This is a genomic window from Salsipaludibacter albus (genome assembly GCF_019798055.1).
Taxonomy (GTDB): domain Bacteria; phylum Actinomycetota; class Nitriliruptoria; order Nitriliruptorales; family Nitriliruptoraceae; genus Salsipaludibacter; species Salsipaludibacter albus.
Genome location: NZ_JAHOPH010000004.1, coordinates 82,374 through 106,423 on the forward strand (window position 1 = coordinate 82,374; position 24,050 = coordinate 106,423).

Consider the following 24,050-nt stretch of genomic DNA (forward strand, 5'->3'; position numbering starts at 1 on the left):
CGTACGCGGGTCGCGGTAGGGTCGCGCGTCGACCAGCGCATCGTGCGCGGCGTCGTAGCCGGAACGACCATGACGGATCGCCGCTGGTACCACGTCCATCCTGCTCTCGGGTGCCAACCGTTGCCCGCAGGCGAGACTGCAGCGCCGATGATCGGGGAGGCCGAACTTCCCCAGTCATGGGTCGATCTGGATGATGATGAGCAGGACGCGCAGGAGGTCGCGTTCTTCACGCGCGCCATTGGGCTTGCGGTTGGAGCCCACGCCAGCAGCTGGATCCGGGGTCACGTCCAGGCGGTGGATTGCGGGGAGCTTGATCTGGACGACCCGCTGGACGAGCGACTCGATCTGCTGTTCGCGGTTGCCGCGCCGACCAGCCTCGAGATCTTGGCCAACGGCCGTCCGGTCGTCCGGATCGGTTGTGACTGGGCTCAAGCTGCCGCCCTGCTGGCACCCCCTGATCTGGAACGGTTGCCTGCCTGGACTTCGTCGGCCCCACGGCTGAGTACGGGACCGACGCTGGCAGGCCACGATGCGGACGTCGTCGATCGGCACCGTCGGCGCCACCACAAGCGCGACCCGAGCTGTCCGGCCTGTCCGGTCCTGGGTGATGTCGTGGTGTCGCCGTCGCTGTTGGACAACCCTTCCGACCCCTACGACCCGATCCGGGTCGGTGACGAGGGTGTCGTCACGAGCATGGACCGTGCCGCCGGGCTGCTCCCGCTGCGCATCTTCGACACCCATGAACTGATCGTCGATTTTGGGACAGGCCGCTGGGCCCAGTGCGGCCCGAACCATGTCCTGAAGGTCGCCAAGGTCGCCGACCGCCACAGCTGACCAGACCGTCAACTCCCTGACGTCGCGCCCGGCTCACACGGTGAAGGAGCTCAGTGGTGTCAAACCCCGCAGCGTGCCCGGCATGCGGCCGGACCGACGTGCACGTCCCCGGCTGCCCCGAATTGGGCCGTCGTCTCCGCGTCGTGTTCGGCTGGGTGCTTGTCCTGGGCGTTGTCGGGCTGGTCGTCGGCGCTGTTGTCGTCGGTCCGGCGACGCTGGCCCCCGCGATCCTCGGTCTCATCGCAAGCCCGATGGGTGGAGGCCTGGTCCTCGGTCTTGTGGCCGTGTGGTGGTGGGCACGGCGGCGACCGAACAACTAGGGAGCTGCGGCGGCAAGGTGGAGACGCCTGGGGCCGGAGCCGCACTGCCGATCTGCCAGAGGCAGGGCATGATGCCCGTGGGGCGCGCGAACAGGTGACGCAACCGTCGTCCGACAGGAGATGCGATGTGCTTGGAGATCTACGTTGGATCCGAGACGCCGGTTCCGACGGGCCAGGGTCTGCACCTCGAGGACCTGCGGAAGACGAGCGAGGTCGCTGAGGTGTTGGGTGCCCGATACGCGGTCGTCGTTTCCCTTCGCGGAGGGTGTGCTTGTGAGTTCATCAGCGAAGACGGAGAAGGGGTGACGCCCGAGGGGCTGGATGGGCGACGGGCACTGGCGCAGATCGTGGGTGAGGCCGCAGGCCTTGGAGAAGTTGTCCTGGCAGGTTCATTCGGCGAGGACAGCCTTCGAGGGATCACTCGAGAGCCACTCGGCGCCGACCAGGTCGTCGACCTCGAGTGGGAGTGGACATGGGACTCGCCGCGGATCTTCGATGTCACTCGACAGGTCTGAACGAGGAACTCTGTCACTGGCGCGCACCCAGCAAAGCCATGCCCGACCTGTCGTAGCGCCTTGCTTCATCCACGACCAGCTCTCGTGGCGATATGGCACCAGCGCCGGGCCATCGGAGATCTGTCCGATCTCCATGGCGGGGGGCGGTGCCTCGTACGGGCACCCGGTTCCTTGGGCCTGGTCGCCGACCGAGTGGCGGCCCGACGCCTTCAGCTCGGGGCGCCCGATCGAGGGGCGGACCCCATGGTCGACCTACGCGCAGCGGCTGGTCCATGACGTGGAGCACATCGTTGTCGAGAACCCGCGGGGGCGGTTCGCCGTCATCCTGTAGGGCGTTGGCGAGCCAGTGGTGTTCATCCAGACCGCGCTCGTCGCCGACGAGCTGGTCCTGGTGGCCAATGAGCCAGCGTTGCCGGGCCATCACCGGATCATGTATCGGGCGCCTTCACCGAGGCCGCGCACCTCGCCGGGCTCGACAGCATCGGTGTCCACGGACTGCGCCACAGCTACGCGACGGCCGCGTTGCGAGCCGGGGTGTCACCCGAAGTCGTGTCCAAACGCCTCGGACATGCCGGCGTCACCGTCACCCTGGCCATCTACGCCCACGCCTTGGACAACGACGACCAGGCGGCAGCCAACCGGGTCGCCGACGCCATCTACGGCGCCTGAACCGCACCTGTCGTGTCATGGCCGTGTCATGCCGGTCCGACATGCACGAACCCCCGGCATCACGCCGGGGGTTCGATTCTTGCGGATCCTGGGGTTTCGAAGCCTTTGAAACCGTCGTGCGCGAGAAAGGACTTGAACCTTCACCCCCTTGCGGGGACACGGCCCTCAACCGTGCGCGTCTACCAATTCCGCCACTCGCGCGTGGGGACCGGTTGGTCGGACGGCGAGGGTAGCCCCCAGCCCGAGCACGGGCCAACCGGCGACGTCCGTCGTGCTCCGGCCACGGGACCCGCCTACTCCTCCGGCACGCTCACGGCCGCGAGGTCCACCCGTGGACCGGGCGCGAGCACGAATCCGGTCACGTCGTCGGACACGACGGTGCGCAGCAGGGGGTGGTACAGCGGCGCGATCACGGCCAGGTCCAGCGCGGCCTGCTCGGCCTCCTCCCACGCCGCCCGACGGCCGTTGGACGTCACCGCCGTGCGTGCCGCGAGCAACGGCTCCTGCACCTCCGCGTCGTCGATGCGGCCGGGGTTGTCCAGCGGACTGGCCGTCGCGTCCAGCATCGGGTCGAGGAACCCGCCCATCGTCGGGCGGGTCGCGGACCAGCCGCCGAGGAACAGGTCGAACTGGCCCTCGGCGAGCGCCTCCGCGTAGCGATCGAGCGGCTGGGGCCGAAACGCCACCGCCACGTCCAGCGCACCACGCAGGGCGGTCACGATCGACTCCGCGACACGGGTCGACGCCGGGTCGTCGGGGGCGATCAGCACGATCGAGTCCTGCAGCGGTGCCTCGACCGCCTCCAGCAGTCCGAGCGCCTCCACCAGGTCACGCCGACAGTGGTCGCACGTGGCCTCGCCCGCCCCGGGGATGCCGGGCGACACGATGCCGTCGGCCGCGACGCGGCCCTGGCTGCCGACCTGCGCCACCAGCACGTCTCGGTCGATCAGCAACGACACCGCGCGACGCACGTCCGGGTCGTCGAAGGGCGGCTCGGACGTGTCGAACCCCAGGTAGGTCAGGGAGGCGCGTGCGCCGTCGACCACCCCCGGGCCGGCGTGGCCGTCCGGCGACCGGCCGTACAGCACCTGGGCCGGCTCCACCTCGTCCACCGGCACGCTGGCGACGTCCAGCGCCCCGGCACGGAAGTCCTCGTACTGCACCTGCTCGGAGCCCAGCTGCGCGTAGATGGGCAGCAGCACCTCGTCGACCGTCGCCGCGGCGTGGTGTCCCACGGTCGGGGCCAGCCGGATGAACTGGTTGTGCGCCCACGCCTCGCCCATGCGGAACGGTCCGTTGCCGACCGGCCGCTCGGGATCTGGAGGTTCCTCCCGCCGTGGTGCCAGGGCAGGGTCCGACACCAGGGCCGGCAGGTCGGCGAACGGCGCCGGCAGGCGGATCACCAGCGTGGTCTCGTCCTCGGCCCGGACGTCGATCGCGCCCGCGTCGTCCAGGAGCGGCTCGACCAGGTTCCGGTTGAACGGTGGGTCATCGGCCTCGGCGAGGTGCCGGAAGGCCCGCACGAAGTCCTCGGCGACGACCGGGGTCCCGTCGTGCCAGCGGCCACCGGTGCGCAGCAGGAAGGTCCACTCGAGGTCGTCGGGCCCGACCGTCCAGTTCAGGGCCGCCGACGGGCGCGCCCCGGCCACGTCCGGCGGCATCTCGGTCAGCGAGTCGTACAGCGCGTCCACGACGTACCGCCCGGCCTCGTCACGCACCTCGGCGGGGTCCAGGGTGGCGGGGTCGCGATCAAGCGCCATGCGCAGCCGTGACTGGGGCGCGTCGCTGGGTCGGGGCGCGATGCTGGTCGGGGCAGGAGTCGGACCCACCGAAGGAGTCGCGGGCATCGTCGCCACCGGCGAGGGTGATGCCGGGCTGCCGCCACGTGACCACGTGCACGCCGTCAGCGTGAGCAGGAGCACCAGGAGGAGGACCGGACGTCGGGCCTGAGGTCGTCCCACGGGCGTCCTCGAGGTGGTCCTACAGCGTCTGGACCAGCAGGACACTGGTGATGAGCGCGCCCACGATGGCCACGACGGTCGCGCGGTCGAGGTTCTTCTCCACCACGGCCGAGCCACCCAGGCTGCCACCGCCGCCGCCGAACATGTCGGAGAGCCCGCCGCCACTGCCACGGTGCAGCAGGACGAACAGGACGATGAACAGGCAGAAGATGACGTGCAGGGAGATCAGCACGATCGTCATCGGCAGAACCTTCGGTGGGGTGACTGTCGGAGCAGGGTATCCGGCACCGCGACGACTGGTGCTCGCGGTCGGCGGGACGGCCCGGTCGGGCTCAGGGCGCCGCGCCCTCGAGGTCCAGGGAGGACAACTGGTACACCCGGAAGTCGCCACCGTGCGCGATCTGGCGGGCGTGCCAGCGCAGCTCGATGTCGGCCTCGACCAGGACCGGTTGGGGACGCAGTTCGAGCGTCGAGCTGTCGGGCTCGGTGATCCCGCACTCGCCGCCGGTGGCGCAGGCACGCAGCATCCCGCCGTTGAGGTTGCCGGGCACGTCGAGCAGCTCGGCGCGCCCGGTCGGCTCCGGGGCGGCATCGTTGGCCTGGGCGGGCTGGTCCACCGAGTCGTGGTAGGTGGCCAGCGCACGCGCCGGCGGTGCCGTCGGTGCCGCGGGTCCCTCGGCACCCGGCACGGCCTGCTCACCAGCGCCCGCGACGTACAGGCCCAGTGCCGTCTCCGGATCGTCGCCGGCGAGCGCACGGGGCACGACCGTGGCGATCGCGACCAACAGGACGAACGTGCCGAGCAGGGCCAGCGCCTCGCCCGCGTGGCGGGCCACTCCCGGCGCCGGGTCGTCGTCGCACAACACCGCCACCCGGGTCGCCAGGGTGCCGCTGGGCATCAGCGCGGCGCAGGCCTCGACCCGGTCGGAACCGGCGTCCAGCACCTTCATGAGCCCGCCGGCGAGCGCCCCGGGTCGACGGGTCCGGCCGATGGCCGCCTGGTCCGCGGCGAGCTCGCGCTCGACCAGCAGGTGGCGCACCGCCCAGGTCCCTCCGGGCACGAAGAACGTCAGGTCCCGCGCGATCCCGAAGGCCAGGGCGATGAGGTTGTCGCGGCGGGCGACGTGGGCCAGCTCGTGGGCGACCACGCCTTCCAGCTCGGCCGGGTCGAGCTCGGCGAGGAGGGCTTCGTCCAGCAGCAGCACGGGCCGCCGGATCCCGACGGCGGCCGCCCCGCCGGGACACTCCACGACCGCCGCCTGTGGACTGCGCAGCCCGAACTGGGCCGACATGCGTGCCACGAGGACGGCGACGTCGCTGGGCAGGTGCCCTGCGGCCACGAGCGCCCGAGCCCGCCGTCCGGCGGTCGCCGTGCGCACCAGCCGCAGGCAGATCCGGAACCCGGCCACCACGGCCCAGGCGGTCGCGAGGGCAGGCAGGGCGAACGGCACGAGGTAGGTGTAGTCGTTGCCCAGTCCGAGCAGCACCTGGCCGGCGCCGTCGGCCGGGACCATCAGGGTCGGCAGGCGGGGGTCGGCCAGCGACACCACGAGCAGGGCGACCAGGACCGCGACGGGCACGAGCGCCGACGCGACGCGGACACGGGCGGTGCGAAGGTTGGCATGCAGGACCCAGCGCACGACCACGAAGGCGGTCAGTGCCCCCAGCACCAGGCGGATCGCGACCGACTGGGCCGGGAGGGCCAGCAGGAACCCCCCGTCCGCCACTACGCCTCCTCGGCCCGGCGGCGATCGACGGCGGCACGCAGTTCGTCGAGATCCAGTTCGTCGCTGGAGTCCACCACCTCCATCAGGTAACTGGCGGCGGGCTCGGGATAGCGGTCCAGCGCCCACCCCAGCACCCGGCTGAGCGCGGAACGCAGGTAGGTGTCCTGGGAGACGGTGGGCCGGTACCGGTGCGCGAGGCCGGTGGTGTCACGACGGAGCAGGCCCTTGCTCGCGAGCCGGGCCATGGTGGTCATGACCGTCGTGTAGGCGATCTTGCGGTCCTTGACGAGTTCTTCGTGCACGTCACGGACGGTGGCGTCCTTCAGGGACCACACGACGTCCATCACGTCTTGTTCGAGGGGCCCCAGCAGGGACTCGAGGGGATCCTGGCGTCTGCCCATGGTGACTCCGCACGGTCGATGCACCGAGCCTACCGCCCACGGGCCGCGCGTCCACGATCGAACGCGGGCCGCCCGGGTCGGATCACGCCACGATGATCAGCGTCGGTGGGTCACGATCAGGGCGAAGTCGTCGGCGTTGAGCGACGCGCCACCGACCAGGGCTCCGTCGATGTCCGGCTGCGACATCAGCTCGCGGACGTTGCCGGGCTTGACCGAGCCCCCGTACTGGACCCGGACGGCCGCGGCCACGTCGTCGCCCTTGAGCTCGGCGACCACCGACCGCACGTGGGCACACATGTCCTGGGCATCGTCGGGGGTGGCGGTCTCGCCGGTGCCGATCGCCCAGATCGGCTCGTAGGCGACGACCACCCGGGTCGGGTCCGCGAAGGACACCCCGTCGAGCGACCCGTGCAGTTGCCGCGACACCACGTCCGCCGCCTCGCCCGCGCGGCGCTCCTCCAGGGTCTCGCCGACCGCCACGATCGGGCCCATCCCGGCGGCCTGGACGGCGGCGGCCTTGGCGGCCACCAGCTCGTCGCCCTCCCCGAACAGCTGGCGCCGCTCCGAGTGGCCGACGATCACCCAGTCGACGTCGAGCCGGGCGAGCATGGGGGCGGAGATCTCGCCGGTGAAGGCCCCCGACGACTCGGGGTGGCAGTCCTGCGCGCCCAGCTGCAGGTCCAGCCGCTCGGCGTCGATGAGCACCTGGATGTTGCGCAGGGACACGAAGGGCGGACACACCACGACGTCCTGGCCCTCGTAGTCCTCGGGCTGGAGGTGGTAGGCCAGCTTCTGGACCAGCTGGGTCGCCTCCAGGTGGTCCTTGTGCATCTTCCAGTTGCCGGCCATGATCGGGTGGCGGTCTGTCATCGAGTCGGATCCTCGTGGCGGGGTGTCATGACGGGTGGCGTGGCGGGTCGAGCGTCTCGTCAGGGAAGGTCGTCACCGGGAGTCGTGACCTCGGCGCGATCGACGGTCTCGATGATGTGGCGTTCCTGCGGGTAGTGGCAGGCGGAGGGGTGGTCGTAGTCCCGCTCGGCCAGCTCGGGGGGCTCGTTGATGCACTTGTCGGTGCGGTTGCCACCCGTGGCCTCGTCCTCCTCCTTCATCTGGTTGAACAGCCAGCAGCGCGTCCGGAACCGACAGCCCGAGGGCGGGTTGGACGGCGACGGCAGGTCCCCCTGGAGCAGGATCCGTTCGGACGCGGCGCGACGGCGCGGGTCGGCGATCGGGGCCGCCGACAACAGGGCCTGGGTGTAGGGGTGGGTCGGCCGGTCGTAGATCTGTTCCTCGGTCCCGATCTCGATGATCTTGCCGAGGTACATCACGGCCACCCGGTCGGCGATGTGGCGCACCACCGACAGGTCGTGGGCGATGAACAGGAAGGCGATCCCGAACTCTGCCTGGATGTCCTCGAGGAGGTTGACCACCTGGGCCTGGACCGACACGTCCAGGGCCGACACCGGCTCGTCGGCGATGATGACCGACGGGTTGACCGCCAGGGCACGGGCCACGCCGATGCGCTGGCGCTGGCCACCGGAGAACTGGTGGGGGAACCGGTTGATGTGGTCGGGGTTGAGTCCGACCAGGTCGAGCAGTTCGGCGACCCGGTCGCGTTGCTCGTTGCGGGGCAGGATGCCGGTGTGGATGCGCCACGGCTCGGCGATGATGTCGCCGACCGTCATGCGCGGGTTCAACGACGAGTACGGGTCCTGGAAGATCATCTGGATGTCACGACGCGCGGCGCGCATGTCCTTGTTGGACATCGTGAACAGGTCCTGGCCCTGGAAGAACGCCTCGCCACCGGTCGGCTCGTGCAGTCGCAGCAGGGTGCGCGCAACGGTGGACTTGCCCGACCCGGACTCGCCGACCAGCCCGAGTGTCTCGCCCGGCCGGATCGAGAAGGACACGTCGTCGACGGCCTGGATCTGGCCGATGGTGCGCTTGAAGACGATGCCCTGGGTCAGCGGGAAGTGCTTGACCAGGTTGCGCACCTCCAGCACCGGCTCGTCGCCGGACCGGTCGACGGTCATCTGCTGCTCCGCGGGCTGCATCTGCTGCTCGGCATCGGTGGCGTCACTGGGCATCGACGATCTCCTCGCTGAAGTGGCAGGCGGCCAGTCGGTCGTCGTCGACCATCGACGCTGCCGGGATGCGCAGCTCGGGGTCCTTGTCCACGCACACCTGCTGGGCGAACCGGCACCGGGGGTGGAAGGCACAGCCGGACGGACGCCGGGTCAGGTCCGGGGGCGATCCCGGGATGGGCCGCAGGCGGCCACCCTTGACGTCCAGCTGGGGCAGCGACTCCATCAGGCCGATGGTGTAGGGGTGGGTCGGTGTGTGGTAGACGTCGTCGATCTCGCCGGTCTCGACGATCCGGCCGGCGTACATCACCGCGACCCGGTCGGCGACCTCGGCCACGACGCCGAGGTCGTGGGTGATCAGGATCAGGCCCATGCCGGTCTCGGCCTGCAGTTCCGCCAGCAGGTCCATGACTTGGGCCTGCACGGTCACGTCCAGCGCCGTCGTCGGCTCGTCGGCGATCAGCACGGCCGGGTCCAGCGCCAACGACATCGCGATCATCACGCGCTGGCGCATCCCGCCCGAGAACTCGTGGGGGTAGGCGTCCAGGCGCTCCCTGGCCGACGGGATCTTGACCCGGTCCATGAGGTCCACGGCGACCTTGCGGGCCTCGGACTTGGACGTCCCTCGGTGCACGCGCAGCATCTCGGCGATCTGGAAGCCGACCGTGTAGACCGGGTTCAGGGCCGTGAGGGCGTCCTGGAAGATGATCGAGATGTGGTCACCACGGACCTTGCGGCGATCCTTCTCGGGCAGCTGCAGCAGGTCGATCCCGCGGTAGCGCACCGCTCCCCCGGTGATCGCGCCGGGCGGGCTGTCGATGATGCCCATGACGGCCTGGGCCGACACGGACTTGCCCGACCCGGACTCGCCCAGGATCGCCAGCGTCTCGCCGGCGTCGAGCTGGTAGTTCACCCGGTCGTTGGCGACCACCGTGCCGGTGGGCATGGTGAACTCGACCCGCAGGTCCTCGACCTGCAGCAGGGGTGCGTCGGGGTCGACGTCGTGGCCGGCGACCGTGGAGGCCGACAGCTTGGACGGTACGGACGTGGTGGTGGTCATTCAGCGCCCCTTGGGGTCGAAGGCGTCACGCAGCATGTCGCCCATCACCATGAAGCCGAACACCGTGATGGCCAGCGCCATGCCCGGGAAGAACAGCAACTGGGGAATCTGCAGGATCCGGTCCTGGGCACCCGAGATCATCAGGCCCCACGAGATGTTCGGCAGGGCCACGCCCACGCCCAGGAAGGACAGGGCGGCCTCGGCCGAGATGATCACGCCGATGAAGATCGTCGCGTAGACGATCACCGGGGTGATGCCGTTGGGGATGATGTGGCGCACCATCAGGCGGAAGTCGTTGGCGCCCAGGCTCCGCGATGCGGTCACGTAGTCCTGCTCCTTGCCGGCGATGACCTGGGAGCGCATCAGTCGCAGCATGGACGGCCAGCCGAACAACGTCAGCACGAATGCCACCTCCACCATGCCGCGGTCCCGCAGCACCGACAGCAGCACGATGCCACCGAGGATGGTCGGGATGGCGAACCAGATGTCGGTGATGCGTGCGATGACGGCGTCGATGCTGCGACCGAAGTAGCCCGCGAGGGTCCCGAAGACCAGCGCGATGATCACCGAGGCCAGCGTCACGATCACGCCGATGAAGATCGAGATCCGCGCACCGAGGATGGTGCGCACGTAGAGATCGCAACCCTGGATGTCGAAGCCGAACCAGTTGGTCGACGAGGGCCGGCCGCCGTTGGGGGCATTGGGGCTCTGGACCGAGTTGCTGAGCGTGCAGAAGGTCTTGGCCTGTTCCGGGTTGTCGGGGAACGGGTTGTAGAACCACAGGTAGGCCTGCGGGAACACGGCCATGACCACCATCGCCAGGATCAGGAACAACGCCAGCCAGAACAGCGGCTTGTGCTTGAGGACCCGCCAGCCGTCGGCCCACAGGCTGGTCGGGCCGCCGACCTCCTCCGCGCCACTGGCATCGGCCAGCTCGATGTCGCGCACCAGCTCGCCGTGCTCGCCGGTCCGGGCGTGCTCGACCTTGCGGTGCCCGCCGGTGCCACCGACCGCTTCCTCGCCGGTCGCGGGGTCGTCGGTCTCGTCGCGATTCTCGTGCTTGGTGTCGAGGTGGTCACTCATAGCGGATCCTCGGGTCGAGCCAGGCATACATCACGTCCACCAGCAGGTTGGAGATCATGAAGATCACCACCAGGAAGGTCGTCACCCCGACGACCACCGGACCGTCGGAGCGGATGATGCCCTCGAAGACGGTCCGACCGATGCCGGGGATGTTGAAGATGCCCTCGGTGATGATCGCCCCACCCATCAGCGCCCCCAGGTCGATGCCCAGGTAGGTGATGACGGGGATGAGGGAGTTGCGCAACGTGTGGCGCCCGATCACGCGGGTGCGGGGCAGGCCCTTGGCCGTGGCCGTCTTCACGTAGTCCGCCCGCAGGTTCTCGTTCAGCGAGGTCCGCGTCAGCCGCGCGATGTAGGCCAGGGACGTGGCTCCCAGCACCATCGCGGGCAGGATCAACTGCCCGAAGGTGGCCTGGGCCGCGTTGACCGGGGCCCAGCCAAGTCTCACCCCCACGATCAGCTGGGCGGCGTAGCCCGCCACGAACACGGGGATCGCGATCACCGCCAGGGTGGACACGAGGACGAGGTTGTCGGCGAACGAGCCGCGTCTGAGGCCCGCGATCACCCCCGCGGAGATGCCGAGGACGATCTCGAACACGAACGCCATCAGGGCGAGCTTGGCGGTCTTGGGGATGGCGTCGGCCATGATGTCGCTGACCGGCCGGCGGTTCAGCGAGTACCCGAACTCGCCCTGCAGGACCCCGGCGAAGCCGTCGCCCGGCTCGCCCGCGATCTCCTGGTCGAGCGTCGGGTCCTGCGGGATCAACCCGATGTACTTGCCGTACTGCTCCAGCAGGGGATCCTCGAGGTTGTAGCGATCCTCCAGCACCGCCTTGGTGGTCGGATCGACCGGCTTGTCACCGGCCAGCGCCTGGATGGGGTCTCCCGGGATGGCGAAGACCATGGCGAAGATCAGGAAGGTCGCCCCGAAGAACACCGGGATGAACTGCAGGATCCTTCGGATGATGTAGCGAAACATCGACGACTCCCCTCGAGACATGCGCCGGGGTCACGACGGCTGCGGGTCATGCTAGGCGTCGTGCCGGCCAACGTCCTGCCGGACCGCGGGGGTGTGCCGTCAACGCACCGCGCGCCACGAACTGCCTGCTGACATGCCCCGGGGGGAGCAGGACGAGCCTGCTCCCCCCGGACGGGTCATGCGTGGTTCGGGTGGATCAACCGTGCCAGCTGGCAGCCAGCTCGAGGTCGATCGGGAACCCGAGGTAGTTGAAGGACGAGGTCGCTTCCTCGATGTAGCGGTCGCCGAACTCGTCCTGGGCGGCGGTGATCTCCGCGAGCGGCACCTGGTCCATCACGTCCAGCGCACCGGAGCGCAGGTCGTTGTAGCCCGTGGTGTCCTCGGCGTAGATCTTGTAGGTGATGGAGTCCACGTTCGGACCCTCGCCACCGAAGTCCGGGTATGCAGTCGTCGCGACCTGCACGTCGTGCTCCCACGAACCGTCCATCATGAACGGACCGTTGCCGACCGGGGCCTCGCCCCAGGCGTTCAGGGCGTCGGCGCCCTGCTCAGCGGCCTCGAAGAACGACGGAGGCAGCGGGTCGAACGCGTTGTACAGCAGCACCAGGGGGAGCTGCGGGAACGGCGCGTCCAGGGTAATCTCGATGGTCGTGTCGTCCACGGCCTCGATGCCCGAGATGGTGTCGGTCGACGGCGGCGAGTTCTCGCAGTCCGCGACCTCTTCCCCGACCTCGGCCGCAACCTCGGCGTCGACGTCCTCCTGGGTGGCCTCACGGGTCCCACAGGCAGACACGTCGCCGTAGCCGGCGAACTGGGGCAGGCTGAAGAAGTAGCTGTTCTGCGCGGCGTTCGGGGCGTACGCACCCCAGTTCCACGCGTCCACGAACGACTGCGCCGTCACCGGCGACCCGTCGTGGAACGTCCAGCCCTCGTTCAGGGTGATCGTCCACTCGGTGCCCTCGTCGTTGGACTCGAAGCCCTCGGCGACCTCGTCGAAGACGATCTCACCGGAGTCCTTGTCGAGGCTCCACAGACCCGAGAACAGGCCGTTGACGACCTCGGACCCGCAGGTCTCGTTGGTCATCGAGCCGAACAGGGAGTTCTGCGGCTCACAGACGTAGACGGACACGTCGCCGTCCTGGCTCTCGACCTCGGTCACGTTGAGTGCCTGGAACGAGTCGAAGCTGACGTTGGACACGTCCTCCGAGTACACGGCCTGCAGCAGCCCGTAGAACATCGGGACGATCGGCAGCTCCTCACAGAGGATGTCACCGGCAGCCTGGTAGTCGGTCACGGCCTCCTCGAGGGACTTCGAGTCGCCAGCCTGGACGGCCGCGTCGAACTCCTCGTTGGAGAACCCGGTGTGGTTGGACGAACCGGCGGTCGCGTGGATCGGGCCCAGGAAGTTGCCCGGCGACGGGTAGTCCATCAGCCAGCCGAGACGGAACGGACCGTCGACCTCGGCGTTGTCGAGCTTGTCGAGGTAGTCACCGAAGGGCAGCGACTCGAACGCGACGTCGGAGACACCCAGCGTGTTCTGCAGCTGGTTGCTGACGGCCTCGACCCACTCCTCGTGGCCTGCACCGGAGTTGAACCAGAAGGTGATTGGACCAGCGTCACCACCGGCCTCCTCCCACAGTGCAGCCGCCTCTTCGGGGTTGTACTGGAGGTTGGGGCAGAAGTCGCCACCGCGATAGCCGACGAAGGTCGGGGGCCAGAAGTCGTCGCCCGGGGCACGCGTGCCCTGGAAGATGACGTCCACGATCTCCTGCTTGTTGATCGCCATGGACACGGCCTGGCGACGACGCACGTCGCTCCAGTCGTAGCCGTCGCCACCAGCGGTGCCTTCTTCCGAGGGCGCAGCGCTGGCGTCGGGGGCCGCAGACTCGGTTGAGGTCTCGGTGGACGTCTCGGTGTCGGTGGAGGTCTCGGTGTCGGTGGTCTCCGGCTCGTCGCCGCCTGAACAGGCAGTCAGTACGAGCGCACTCACCGCGAGGGCGCCGACGAGGCGGCGCATCTTGCGTGTCTTCATGAAGTGCGTCCTTTGTAGATGAGTCGGGCCCTACGATCACGGTAGGAGCCGATGATGGGAACAGTACCGAGCCACGCGAGGGATTGTCCGCATGGGCGTTCGCTCGGCGAACACCTCGGGTGCAGCCCCGTTCGGGGGCGCGTTCCCGGCAGCGAGGCTACCGGACAGTGGTCACGCGGACAGGATGGGCGCCCGCCGACTCCGGTCGACCCCACTGCAGCACGGGTGTGCGCCTGCTCAGCCCCCGAAACGCGCTTCGTGCGCGAAACGCACGCGTCGTGGCCGACCGGAGGCTGGTGCGGTGATCAGCCGGTGAGCGCGGCGACTCCCGGGAGCACGGTGCCCTCCAGGAGCTCCAGCGACGCCCCTCCCCCGGTGGAGACGTGGTCGACGTCGTCGGCCAGGCCCATGCTGCGGATCGCCGCCGCCGAGTCCCCACCACCCACGACCGTGAGCGCGTCGGTCGCGGCCATGGCCTCGGCCACGCCACGTGTGCCGGCCGCGAACGCGTCCCACTCGAACACGCCCATCGGGCCGTTCCAGAAGACCTGCGCGGCACCGGCGACCGCGCCGGCGATGGCGGTGGTGGTCTCGGGCCCGATGTCCAGGCCCATCTGGTCGGCCGGCATCGCGTCCGCGGCGACGGTCGTCGGCGTGGCGTCCGCGGCGAACTCCGGTGCCACCACGACGTCGGTGGGAAGGATCACCTCGACGCCACGGTCACGCGCGTCGGCCACCAGTCGGGCGACCGTGTCGACCTGGTCCTGCTCGACCCGCGACGCGCCGATGTCCAGGCCCTGGGAGGCGAGGAAGGTGAAGCACATCGCCCCACCGACGGCCAGGGTGTCGACCCGGTCCAGCAGGTTGTCCAGGACGGCGAGCTTGTCGCTGACCTTGGCACCACCGAGGATGGCCACGTAGGGGCTCCGCGGGTCGTCGAGCAGCCCGCCGAGGACCTCGACCTCGCGTCGGAGCAGGTGGCCCGCGACCCCGGGTCGCCGGGCGGGCACCCCCACGATCGAGGCGTGGGCCCGGTGGGCGGCACCGAAGGCATCGTCGACGTAGCAGTCGCACAGGTCGGCGAGCGCATCGGCGAAGGCGTCGTCGTTGGCCTTCTCGCCGGGGTCGAAGCGGAGGTTCTCGAGCAGCACGACCTCGCCGTCACCCAGGGCGTCCACCTTGGCCCGGGCGTCGTCGCCGACCACGTCGTCGGCCAGGGTCACCGGACGGTCCAGCAGGTCGGACAGGTGCCGCGCGACCGGCGCGAGCGAGTACTGGGGGTCCACCTCGCCACCGGGCCGGCCGAGGTGCGAGGCCAGCACGACCCGCGCGCCCCGGTCCAACAGTTCGGTGAGGGTCGGCAGGGCGGCCTGCAGCCGCAGGTCGTCGCCGACCTCGCCGTCGACCAGCGGGGCGTTGAGGTCGGCGCGCAGGAACACGCGCCGACCCTCCACCTCCAGGTCGTCCAGCCCCGGGAGCTCGCCGGTCACAGCGACTCGCCCACGAAAACGGTCAAGTCGACGAGGCGGCTGGCGTAGCCCCACTCGTTGTCGTACCAGCCGAGCACCTTGACGAGGTTGCCCATCGCCAGGGTGGAGGGGGCGTCGAAGATGCACGAGTGCGGGTTCCCGACGATGTCGATCGACACCAGCGGCTCCTCGGAGTACTGCAGGATCCCCTCGAGTTCGCCCTCGGACGCCTCCTTCATGGCGGCGTTGACCTCCTCGGCGGTGACGTCACGGCCCAGCACCACGGTCAGGTCGGTGATCGAGCCGTCCGGGACCGGCACGCGCAGCGCGCCACCGTCGAGCTTGCCCTCGACCTCCGGGTAGACCAGCGCGGCGGCCCTGGCGGCCCCGGTGGTGGTCGGGATGATCGACACGGCGGCAGCGCGGGCCCGGCGCGGGTCGGAGTGCGGGGCGTCGATGATGTTCTGGTCACCGGTGTAGGCGTGGATCGTGGTCATCAGGCCACGCTCGATCCCGAAGGCCTGGTCCAGCACCTTGGTCATCGGCACGACCGAGTTGGTCGTGCAGGAGGCGTTGGAGATGATGTGGTGGTTGTCGGGGTCATAGGTGTCGAGGTTGGAGCCCATGACCAACGTGGCGTCGGGGTTCTTCGCCGGGGCCGAGATGATGACCTTCTTCGCCCCGTTGGCCAGGTGCTTGCCGGCCCCGTCACGGTCGCGGAAGAAGCCGGTGGACTCGATGACCACGTCCACGTCGCCCCAGTCGAGGTCGGCGGGATCGCGCTCGGCCGACACGGTCAGCTCGTCACCGTCCACGAGCAGGCCGCCCTCGGTCGCCTCGACCGTGCCCGGGTACCGGCCGTGCACCGAGTCGTTGCGGAGCAGGAGCGCGAGGGTGGCGTTGTCGGTGAGGTCGTTGACGCCGACGAAGTCGATGTCGGCACCGGTGGCCTTGGCGGCGCGGAAGTAGTTGCGGCCGATGCGGCCGAAGCCGTTGATGGCAACACGGAGGCCCATGGGATGATCCTGTCGGAGGTCGGAGACTGAGCGGGGACGTCGGTCGGGGTGGTGCAGTCGCGGGACGCGTCGGAGGGACCGAGGCGCCACGCCGTCATGGTCGACACTAGCAAGGGGTCGACGGGGCACGGATCGTCGACGGACGGACGAACGGAAGGGACCGCCAGCCCTCAGGCGCCGTCGTCCGGGTCCAGCGAGCCGGTCTCGGCCTGGCGCCGGGCCAGCTCGGCCAGCCGGGCCAACCGCCGATGCACGGTGGACTTGGCCAGGGGCGGGTCGGTCAGCTCGCCCAGCTCGGCCAGGGAGGCCGACGGGTTGACCAGCCGTGCCAGCCCCACGGCACGCAGGTCCTCGGGCAGGACGTCCCAGCCGACCGCGTCGACCAGTGCCTGCAGGGTCACGACCTGGGTGCGGGCGGCGTCGACCGAGCGCTCCACGTTGGCGGCGTCGGCGTTGGCCAGTCGGGTCGCACGGTTGCGCAGCTGGCGTCGCTCGTGGTGGTGGGCGTGGCTGGCCGCCGCCCGCTCGGCACCCGCCATGTCCAACAGCGCGACCAGTGCCTCGCGCGACTTGGCGACCACCCGTCCGCGTTCCTCGTCGGCGTGCACCGCCAGCCCGCGTGCGGTCAGCAGGTCGGCGAGGTCCAACGTGGCCGGTCCGGACGGCAACGCGATCTCGAGGTGCGCCGGTCGCCGGGGCGACGAGACCGAGCCGGTGGCCAGCAGCGCACCGCGGACGGCGGCCGGGAGCGCCTCGTCGGGCACGGAGGGGAGGCCGGCGACCGGCCCACCGCTGGCGGTCACGACGCCCAGGTCCTCCAGCAGGGCTGCGGGCAGCGTGGCACTCCACTGGGTCCGGGTCCGCAGGCCGCCGGCCGCCCGCATGGCGACCTCGGGGCGGGGCAGGCCGACCCGCTTGGCCAGGGCGACGACCCGTCGGACCACGGCACCCGAGGTCGATGCCACGCGCACCTCGGTCACGGCTCCCGTCGAGGTCCCACGTCGACTCCACGTGCCGCCCAGGCGCACGAGCACGGCCAACTCCGTGTCCGGGTGGTCGATCGGGACGGTGCTGAGCTCCTGGCGGATCGCCGCGATGTCGGGCTCGTCGGCCACGCTCAGCGCCCGGGGCCGGCCGCGACCGCGCCGAGCGGCCCGAGCACCGCGGCGAGGGCCTGCGGGTCGTGACCGCCACGCGCGTCCGCCAGCGGGGCGGTCACCACGCGCCGGATCCGGGGGTGGTGCTCGGGGGCGGCCAGGGCCGGCGCGACCGGGTCCTCCAGTCGGGCGTTGGCGACCAACACGTCCATCACCAGGTCGTCCGGGAGGTGCGCGAAGAGCACGTCGAGGTGGTCGGCCATGTCCATGCCGGTGGTCTCCCCCGGCTGTTCACGGAGGTTGGCGACGAGCACCGTCGTGGCCCCGGTGTCGACCAGCGCCCGGGCCAGTCGCGGCAGGAGCAGGGGCGGCAGCAGGCTGGTGAACAACGAGCCCGGACCGACCACCACCAGGTCGGCGGCCAGGACGGCCTCGACCGCGGCGTCGGCCGCGTCGACGTCGGGCGGCACGAGCCGCACGCGCCGGACCCCGGACGTCGTGGTGATCGCCTTCTGCCCGTCGACCTCGGTGCCGTCCGCCAACCACGCCCGCAGGTCGACGGGCCGCGCCGCTGCCGGCACGACCGTCCCCCGGGTCCCGAACATGGTCGCCAGGACGTCCAGCCCCCGAGCCACGTCGCCACCGTGGATGTCGGCCGCCGCCAGCAGCAGCAGGTTGCCCAGGGCGTGCCCGTCGACGTCGCCGCCGGTGAAGCGGTGTTCGAGCAGGTGCCGGGTGACCGGATCGCGCACCAGGGTCGACAACGCCCGGCGGAGGTCCCCGGGGGGGATCGTCCCGAAGTCCCGTCGCAGGCGCCCGGACGACCCGCCGTCGTCGGCCACCGAGACCACGGCGGTCGGGGCCAGGCCCAGGTCACACAGCGCCGTCAGCGTCCGCGCCAGCCCGTGCCCACCCCCGATCGCGGTCACCCGGACCGGGCCGGGCACGGCCTCGACCGGTGTCGGCGTGCCTGCGGTCACTGGCGACCCACGTCGCGGTGGGCCACCACGACGGGCTGGTCGATCGAGGAGGCGAGGTAGTCGGCCACGTGCTCGGCGATGGCCACCGAACGGTGCTTGCCACCCGTGCAGCCGATCGCGATGGTCAGGTAGCGCTTCCCCTCGCCGACGTAGCCGGGGACGACCACCTCCAGCAGGCGTTCGAAGGCGTCGACGAACGGCTCGGTCTCGGGTTGGCCGAAGACGTAGTCCCGGACGGCGTCGTCCAGTCCCGTGTAGGGGCGCAGGGCGTCGACCCAGTGCGGGTTGGGCAGGAACCGGACGTCCATCACCATGTCGGCGTCGCGGGGGGCGCCGTACTTGAAGCCGAACGACAGCACCTTGACGCGCAGCTTGGCGTGTTGTTCGTCACCGAGCAGGCCGATGATCCGGTCGCGGAGCTCGTGGACGTTGAGGTCACTGGTGTCGACGACGATGTCGGCGAGCCCGCGGATCTCGACCATCTGGGTCCGCTCGTCACGGATCGCCTCGAGCACGCCCTGGTGGTCGCCTGCGGCAGGGTGGCGACGGCGGGTGGACTCGAACCGCGCCACCAGGGTGTCGTCGTCGGCCTCGAGGTAGACGATCCGGACGTTGGCGCCCTCGACGCCCAGGGTGCGCACCACCTCGACCAGGTCGGGGAAGAACGCCCGCCCGCGGACGTCGGCGACCACGGCGAGCCGCTCGACGTCGCCGCCGGGTCCGAAGGCCAGGTCTCGCACCTTGGGGATCAGGGCGGGCGGGAGGTTGTCGATCACGAAGTAGTCGAGGTCCTCGAGGACCTTGGCGACCTGGGTGCGTCCTGCTCCGGACAGCCCGGTGATCACCACGATCCGGGGACGCTCGAGGGCCGCTTCGACCTCCTGCTCGGCGGAGCGGGCCGCGTCGACGTCGGCCTCGCTGGGATGGTCGTCGTCGGTCGTGGCGGCCACGGTGGTGGCGGCGTCATCGGTCACGTCGTCTCCCCGGAGTGATGTCCACGAGCCTAGGCCTTGAGCTGGTCCTTGATCCGGTCGGCCAGGGTGGCGGACACCCCGGGCACGCCGGACAGTTCGGTGGCCGACGCCTCGCTGATCGCCTTGGTGGACCCGAAGCGCCGCAGCAGGGCGCGGCGACGGGTCGGCCCGATCCCCTCGATCTCCTCGAGCTCGCTGGTCGTGATGCTGCGACGTCGCCGGGTGCGCTGGTAGGTGACCGCGAACCGATGGGCCTCGTCGCGGACCTGCTGGACCAGGTACAGCGCGTCGGAGCCACGTGGCAGGACGACCGGGCGGGCCCGGCCGGGCCGGTGCAGCTCCTCGAACTTCTTCGCCAGGGCCGCGAAGTCGACCCCGTCCAGCACCTCGGCGGTCTCGTCGTCGTCGGTGTCCACCTCCACGGCACCGAATCCCTCCAGGGCCGCGGTCAACTGCCCCCGGCCACCGTCGACGATCACCAGGCCGGGTGGGTACGAGAACTTCTCCGGGTCGGCGTCCGGGTCGTGGCGTTCGTCCACCAGGCGCTGGAAGCGACGGCGGATGACTTCCTCCATCGCCGCGAAGTCGTCGTTGCGGTCCTGGGAGAGCTTGAACCGGCGGTAGGCGTCCTTGCGGGCCAGCCCGTCCTCGAACACGACCATCGACGCCACGACCTCGGTGCCACCGAGGTGGGAGATGTCGTAGCACTCGATGCGCAGCGGGGCGTCCACCAGGCCCAGCGCCTCCTGCAGCTCGCGCAGCGCCGCCGAGCGGGTCGTGAAGTCGCTGGCCCGCTTGAGCCGGTGACGCTGGAAGGCCTGGCGGGCGTTGTCGGCCACGGTCTTGACCAGGTCGACCTTGTCACCACGCCGGGGCACGGTGAACCCGACCGATGTGGTGGGGCGTCCACGGCTGCCGGCCGTGGCCTCGTTGCGCAGGTCGGCCAGGAGGTTGGACAGCGCCTCGGCGTCGTCGGGCTCGCAGTCCACGTACAGCCGCGGGGGCACGTCGTCGCTGCGCTCGCTGTACAGCTGGAGCAGGAACGAGGTCATCAGCTCGGACGGGGACAGGTCCTCGACCTTGTCCACGATCCAGCCCTTGCGCCCGGTCACCCGGCCGTTGCGCACGAAGAAGGCCTGGACGGCGGCCTCGAGCTCGTCACCGTGGACCGCGACCACGTCGAAGTCGTCGCCCTTGTCCGACACCATCTGCTGGCGGGCCAGCACGCGGCGGGCGTCCCGCAGCTGGTCACGCAGGCGCGCCGCGCTCTCGAAGTTGAGCGACGCGGCCGCCTGGTCCATCTCGGTCTCGAGGCGGGCCAGCACCTCGTCGGTCGTGGTGCCGTCGAGGAAGTCCCCGAGCTCGTCGACCAGGGCGCGGTGGTCGTCGTGGCTGATCCTCCCCACACAGGGCGCCGCGCACTTGCCGATGTCGGCGAGCAGGCACGGACGACCCGAGCGCTCGGCCCGTTCGTAGACACCCTTGGAGCAGGTCCGCACGGGGAACAACCGGGTCAGGAGGTCGAGCGTCTCGCGGATCGCGTAGGCGTGGGCGTAGGGGCCGAACTTGCGATCGCCCTTCGCGACCCGGCCCCGGGCCACCCGCGCACGCGGCACGTCCTTGGAGGTGGTGAGCACCAGGTGGGGGTAGGACTTGTCGTCGCGATAGCGGACGTTGTAGCGCGGCCGGTGCCGCTGGATCAACGTGTACTCGAGGTGGAGGGCGTCGACCTCGTTGTCGACCACGATCCACTCGACCGCGCGTGCCGCCCGCAGCATCGCGCGTGTCCGTGGCTGGATGTTGTGCCAGGCCCCGAAGTAGCTGCTGACCCGGCTGCGCAGCGACTTGGCCTTGCCCACGTAGATCACCCGGGCGTCGGCGTCCTTGAACTGGTAGGAGCCGGGCGCGTCGGGGATCGTGGACGGCTCGGGCCGGAAGGCCGTCGCGGGGTTGGGGGCCATGCCGTCAGTGGGACGGCAGCAGGTCGCGCAGGAACTTGCCGGTGTAGGACTGGCCGACGCCCGCCACGTCCTCGGGCGTGCCGGTGGCCACGATCCGACCGCCGCCGTCGCCGCCCTCGGGACCGAGGTCGACCAGGTGGTCGGCGGTCTTGATCACGTCGAGGTTGTGCTCGATGACCACGACCGTGTTGTCCTTGTCGACCAGTCGGTGCAGCACGTGCAGCAGGCGCCGGGTGTCCTCGAAGTGCAGTCCGGTGGTGGGCTCGTCCAGGATGTAGACGGTCTGGCCGGTCGAGCGCTTGCGCAGCTCGGAGGCCAGCTTGACCCGCTGGGCCTCGCCCCCGGACAGGGTCGTGGCGGGCTGGCCCAGCCGGACGTAGCCCAGCCCGACGTCGTTGAGGGTCGACAGGTATCGCTTGATGGTGGGCTGGTTGGTGAAGAAGTCCAGGGCCTGCTCGACCGGGAGGTCGAGCAGGTCGGCGATGGTCAGGTCCTTGTAGCGCACCTCGAGCGTCTCGCGGTTGTAGCGCTTGCCCCCGCAGACCTCGCACGGGACGTACACGTCGGGCAGGAAGTGCATCTCGATCTTGATCGTGCCGTCGCCCTTGCAGGCCTCGCACCGACCACCCTTGACGTTGAACGAGAACCTGCCCGGCTGGTAGCCCCGGACCTTGGCCTCCTGGGTCGACGCGAACAGCTTGCGGATGTGGTCGAACAGGCCCGTGTAGGTCGCCGGGTTGGACCGCGGGGTCCGCCCGATCGGCGACTGGTCGACGATCACGGCCTTGTCGACGTGCTCGAGCCCGTCCACGCGGAGGTGGCGACCCGGCACGGCCCGCGAGGTGTAGACGTGGCGCATCAGCACCCGGGCCAGGATGTCGTTGACCAGGGTGGACTTGCCCGAGCCCGACACCCCGGTCACGCAGGTGAAGGCCCCCAGCGGGAAGTCGACCGTGATGTCGTGGAGGTTGTGCTCGGTGGCGCCGACGACGGTGAGCTGCTTGCCGTCCGTCGAGCGGCGCGTCCGCGGGATCGCGATCTCGCGCTGGCCCGCCAGGTAGGCACCGGTCAGCGACTTGCGGGTCAGCTGCTTGAGCTGGGCGACCGAGCCGGAGTGCACGATCTCGCCACCGTGCTCGCCGGCACCGGGGCCGATGTCGACGATGTGGTCGGCGGCCTCGATGGTCGCCTCGTCGTGCTCGACCACGATCAGGGTGTTGCCCTGGTCACGCAGCGCGAGGAGCGTCTCGATCAGGCGCTCGTTGTCGCGCTGGTGCAGCCCGATCGACGGCTCGTCGAGCACGTAGAGCACCCCGACCAGCCCTGCCCCGATCTGGGTGGCCAGCCGGATCCGCTGGGCCTCGCCGCCGGACAGCGAGCCGGCCGGACGGTCCAGGGTCAGGTAGTCCAGCCCGACGTTGAGCAGGAACGCCAGGCGGGCGTTGATCTCCTTGAGCACCCGGGCGCCGATCAGTGCCTGGCGATCGGTCAGCTGGAGGGAGCCGGCGAACGCGTCGGCGTCGGCGATCGACAGGGCCGAGACTTCGTGGATGCCCTTGCCGCCGACCGTGACGGCCAGGATCTCGGGCTTGAGCCGGGCACCGTTGCAGGCGGGGCACGGCACCTCGCGCATGAACTGCTCGATGTTGGACCGGACCCGGTCCGAGTCGGTCTCGCCGTGGCGTCGCAGCAGGTTGGTCAGCACGCCCTCGAAGTTGGCGCGGTACGAGCGGACCCGTCCGTAGCGGTTCTTGTAGCGGACGTGGATGCGCTCGGAGACACCGTTGAGCACCGCGTCGTGGATCTCCTCGGAGAGGTCCTCCCACGCGTCGTCGGGGTCGCCCCCCAGGTGTTCGATGACGGCCCGGAGCAACTGGGCGTAGTAGGTCGACTGTCCGCTGGAGGTGTTCCACGGGATCACGACACCGTCGTCGACGCCCAGGGACGGGTCGCCGATGACCAGTTCCGCGTCCACCTGCAGGCGCGAGCCGATGCCGGTGCAGACCTCGCAGGCGCCGTAGGGCGAGTTGAATGAGAAGTTGCGGGGGGCGAGCTGGTCGAAGCTGATCCCGCAGTCGGGGCAGGCGAGGTGCTCGGAGAAGGTCAGGACCTCGGAGGCGGGTGGCTCCTCACCGGCGTCGGTGGCGGCGCGCACGGCATCGCGGTCCGGCAGGATCTCGACCATCGACACGCCCTCGGCCAGCCCCAGGGCGGTCTCGATCGAGTCGGCCAGGCGGCGCCGGATGCCGTCCTTGGCGACCAGCCGGTCGACCACGACCTCGATCTCGTGCTTGATGTTCTTGTCGAGCCGTTCGATCGCGTCGATCGGCACGACCTCGCCGTTGACCCGGACCCGGGCGAACCCCTCCCCCAACAGGTCGGCGAACAGCGTCGCGTGCTCGCCCTTGCGGCCGCGGACGACCGGGGCCAGCACCTGGTAGCGGGTGCCCTCGGGCAGGTCCAGGACCTGGTCGACGATCGACTCGGCGGTCTGGGAGGCGATCTCGCGTCCGCAGTTCGGACAGTGCGGGATCCCGATGCGGGCCCACAGCAGGCGCAGGTAGTCGTGGATCTCGGTGATGGTGCCGACCGTCGAGCGCGGGTTGCGCGAGGTCGACTTCTGGTCGATCGAGATCGACGGGGACAGCCCCTCGATCGTGTCGACGTCGGGCTTGTCCATCTGGCCCAGGAACTGGCGGGCATAGGCGGACAGCGACTCGACGTAGCGACGTTGGCCCTCGGCGTAGATGGTGTCGAAGGCCAGCGAGGACTTGCCGGAGCCGGAGATGCCGGTGAACACGATCATCGCGTCACGGGGCAGCTCGAGGTCGACGTCGCGGAGGTTGTGCTCGCGAGCACCGCGGACGATGATGGAATCGGTCACGTCG

Annotated in this window: 19 protein-coding genes, 1 tRNA gene and 1 pseudogene; 3 read left to right on the forward strand and 18 right to left on the reverse strand. The window is 70.3% G+C overall.

The window, feature by feature from the left end:
• Window positions 1-69: 69 nt before the first annotated feature.
• The 3 genes and pseudogenes from KR546_RS04175 to KR546_RS04185 all read left to right on the forward strand — a co-directional run.
• The gene (locus tag KR546_RS04175; protein WP_238443444.1) at window positions 70-834 is read left to right on the forward strand and encodes a hypothetical protein; all 765 of its coding nucleotides are present in this window, start codon (window positions 70-72) and stop codon (window positions 832-834) included.
• Between the two features lie 445 nt (window positions 835-1,279).
• On the forward strand, window positions 1,280-1,669 hold the full coding sequence (locus KR546_RS04180; RefSeq protein WP_238443445.1) for a hypothetical protein: 390 nt from the start codon (window positions 1,280-1,282) through the stop codon (window positions 1,667-1,669).
• Window positions 1,670-2,110: 441 nt separating this feature from the next.
• A pseudogene (locus tag KR546_RS04185) lies at window positions 2,111-2,338 on the forward strand (tyrosine-type recombinase/integrase); the annotation flags it as partial.
• Window positions 2,339-2,455: 117 nt separating this feature from the next.
• Here KR546_RS04185 and KR546_RS04190 read toward each other — a convergent pair.
• The 18 genes from KR546_RS04190 to uvrA all read right to left on the reverse strand — a co-directional run bounded on the left by KR546_RS04190 (window position 2,456) and on the right by uvrA (window position 24,046).
• A tRNA-Leu gene (locus KR546_RS04190) sits at window positions 2,456-2,539 on the reverse strand.
• A 92-nt stretch (window positions 2,540-2,631) separates the two neighbouring features.
• Window positions 2,632-4,098, reverse strand: coding sequence for a peptide ABC transporter substrate-binding protein (locus KR546_RS04195; RefSeq protein WP_238443446.1), 1,467 nt, complete (start codon window positions 4,096-4,098; stop codon window positions 2,632-2,634).
• 220 nt (window positions 4,099-4,318) lie between these two features.
• Entirely contained in the window at window positions 4,319-4,540 is a 222-nt protein-coding gene (secG, locus tag KR546_RS04200) for a preprotein translocase subunit SecG (protein WP_238443447.1), read from the reverse strand.
• Between the two features lie 91 nt (window positions 4,541-4,631).
• Window positions 4,632-6,026, reverse strand: a complete 1,395-nt coding sequence (locus KR546_RS04205) for a M56 family metallopeptidase (RefSeq protein WP_238443448.1) — start codon at window positions 6,024-6,026, stop codon at window positions 4,632-4,634.
• Window positions 6,026-6,427 carry a BlaI/MecI/CopY family transcriptional regulator gene (locus KR546_RS04210; protein ID WP_238443449.1) on the reverse strand — a complete coding sequence of 134 codons (402 nt, stop codon included), beginning with the start codon at window positions 6,425-6,427 and terminating at the stop codon, window positions 6,026-6,028. Before KR546_RS04210 ends, KR546_RS04205 begins: the two co-directional genes overlap by 1 nt.
• Before the next feature lie 96 nt (window positions 6,428-6,523).
• On the reverse strand, window positions 6,524-7,297 hold the full coding sequence (gene tpiA, locus KR546_RS04215) for a triose-phosphate isomerase (protein WP_238443450.1): 774 nt from the start codon (window positions 7,295-7,297) through the stop codon (window positions 6,524-6,526).
• Window positions 7,298-7,356: 59 nt separating this feature from the next.
• On the reverse strand, window positions 7,357-8,481 hold the full coding sequence (locus tag KR546_RS04220; RefSeq protein WP_238443533.1) for an ABC transporter ATP-binding protein: 1,125 nt from the start codon (window positions 8,479-8,481) through the stop codon (window positions 7,357-7,359).
• Window positions 8,482-8,503: 22 nt separating this feature from the next.
• Window positions 8,504-9,571, reverse strand: a complete 1,068-nt coding sequence (locus KR546_RS04225) for an ABC transporter ATP-binding protein (protein WP_238443451.1) — start codon at window positions 9,569-9,571, stop codon at window positions 8,504-8,506.
• Window positions 9,572-10,654 carry an ABC transporter permease gene (locus KR546_RS04230; RefSeq protein ID WP_238443452.1) on the reverse strand — a complete coding sequence of 361 codons (1,083 nt, stop codon included), beginning with the start codon at window positions 10,652-10,654 and terminating at the stop codon, window positions 9,572-9,574.
• Window positions 10,647-11,633, reverse strand: coding sequence for an ABC transporter permease (locus KR546_RS04235; RefSeq protein WP_238443453.1), 987 nt, complete (start codon window positions 11,631-11,633; stop codon window positions 10,647-10,649). The genes KR546_RS04230 and KR546_RS04235 overlap by 8 nt, the downstream gene beginning before the upstream one ends.
• A 196-nt stretch (window positions 11,634-11,829) precedes the next feature.
• Complete coding sequence (locus KR546_RS04240) at window positions 11,830-13,665, reverse strand: peptide ABC transporter substrate-binding protein (protein WP_238443454.1); 1,836 nt, start codon at window positions 13,663-13,665, stop codon at window positions 11,830-11,832.
• Between the two features lie 305 nt (window positions 13,666-13,970).
• The gene (locus KR546_RS04245; protein ID WP_238443455.1) at window positions 13,971-15,155 is read right to left on the reverse strand and encodes a phosphoglycerate kinase; all 1,185 of its coding nucleotides are present in this window, start codon (window positions 15,153-15,155) and stop codon (window positions 13,971-13,973) included.
• Window positions 15,152-16,150 (reverse strand): type I glyceraldehyde-3-phosphate dehydrogenase, encoded by a 999-nt coding sequence (gap, locus tag KR546_RS04250; RefSeq protein ID WP_238443456.1) that lies wholly within the window; start codon window positions 16,148-16,150, stop codon window positions 15,152-15,154. Before gap ends, KR546_RS04245 begins: the two co-directional genes overlap by 4 nt.
• A gap of 170 nt (window positions 16,151-16,320) precedes the next feature.
• Entirely contained in the window at window positions 16,321-17,265 is a 945-nt protein-coding gene (gene whiA, locus KR546_RS04255) for a DNA-binding protein WhiA (protein WP_238443457.1), read from the reverse strand.
• A 2-nt stretch (window positions 17,266-17,267) separates the two neighbouring features.
• On the reverse strand, window positions 17,268-18,227 hold the full coding sequence (locus KR546_RS04260; RefSeq protein WP_238443458.1) for a gluconeogenesis factor YvcK family protein: 960 nt from the start codon (window positions 18,225-18,227) through the stop codon (window positions 17,268-17,270).
• Window positions 18,224-19,201 carry an RNase adapter RapZ gene (gene rapZ / locus KR546_RS04265; RefSeq protein ID WP_238443459.1) on the reverse strand — a complete coding sequence of 326 codons (978 nt, stop codon included), beginning with the start codon at window positions 19,199-19,201 and terminating at the stop codon, window positions 18,224-18,226. Before rapZ ends, KR546_RS04260 begins: the two co-directional genes overlap by 4 nt.
• 29 nt (window positions 19,202-19,230) lie before the next feature.
• Window positions 19,231-21,162, reverse strand: a complete 1,932-nt coding sequence (gene uvrC, locus KR546_RS04270) for an excinuclease ABC subunit UvrC (protein ID WP_238443460.1) — start codon at window positions 21,160-21,162, stop codon at window positions 19,231-19,233.
• Between the two features lie 4 nt (window positions 21,163-21,166).
• Complete coding sequence (gene uvrA, locus KR546_RS04275; RefSeq protein WP_238443461.1) at window positions 21,167-24,046, reverse strand: excinuclease ABC subunit UvrA; 2,880 nt, start codon at window positions 24,044-24,046, stop codon at window positions 21,167-21,169.
• Window positions 24,047-24,050 lie beyond the last annotated feature (4 nt).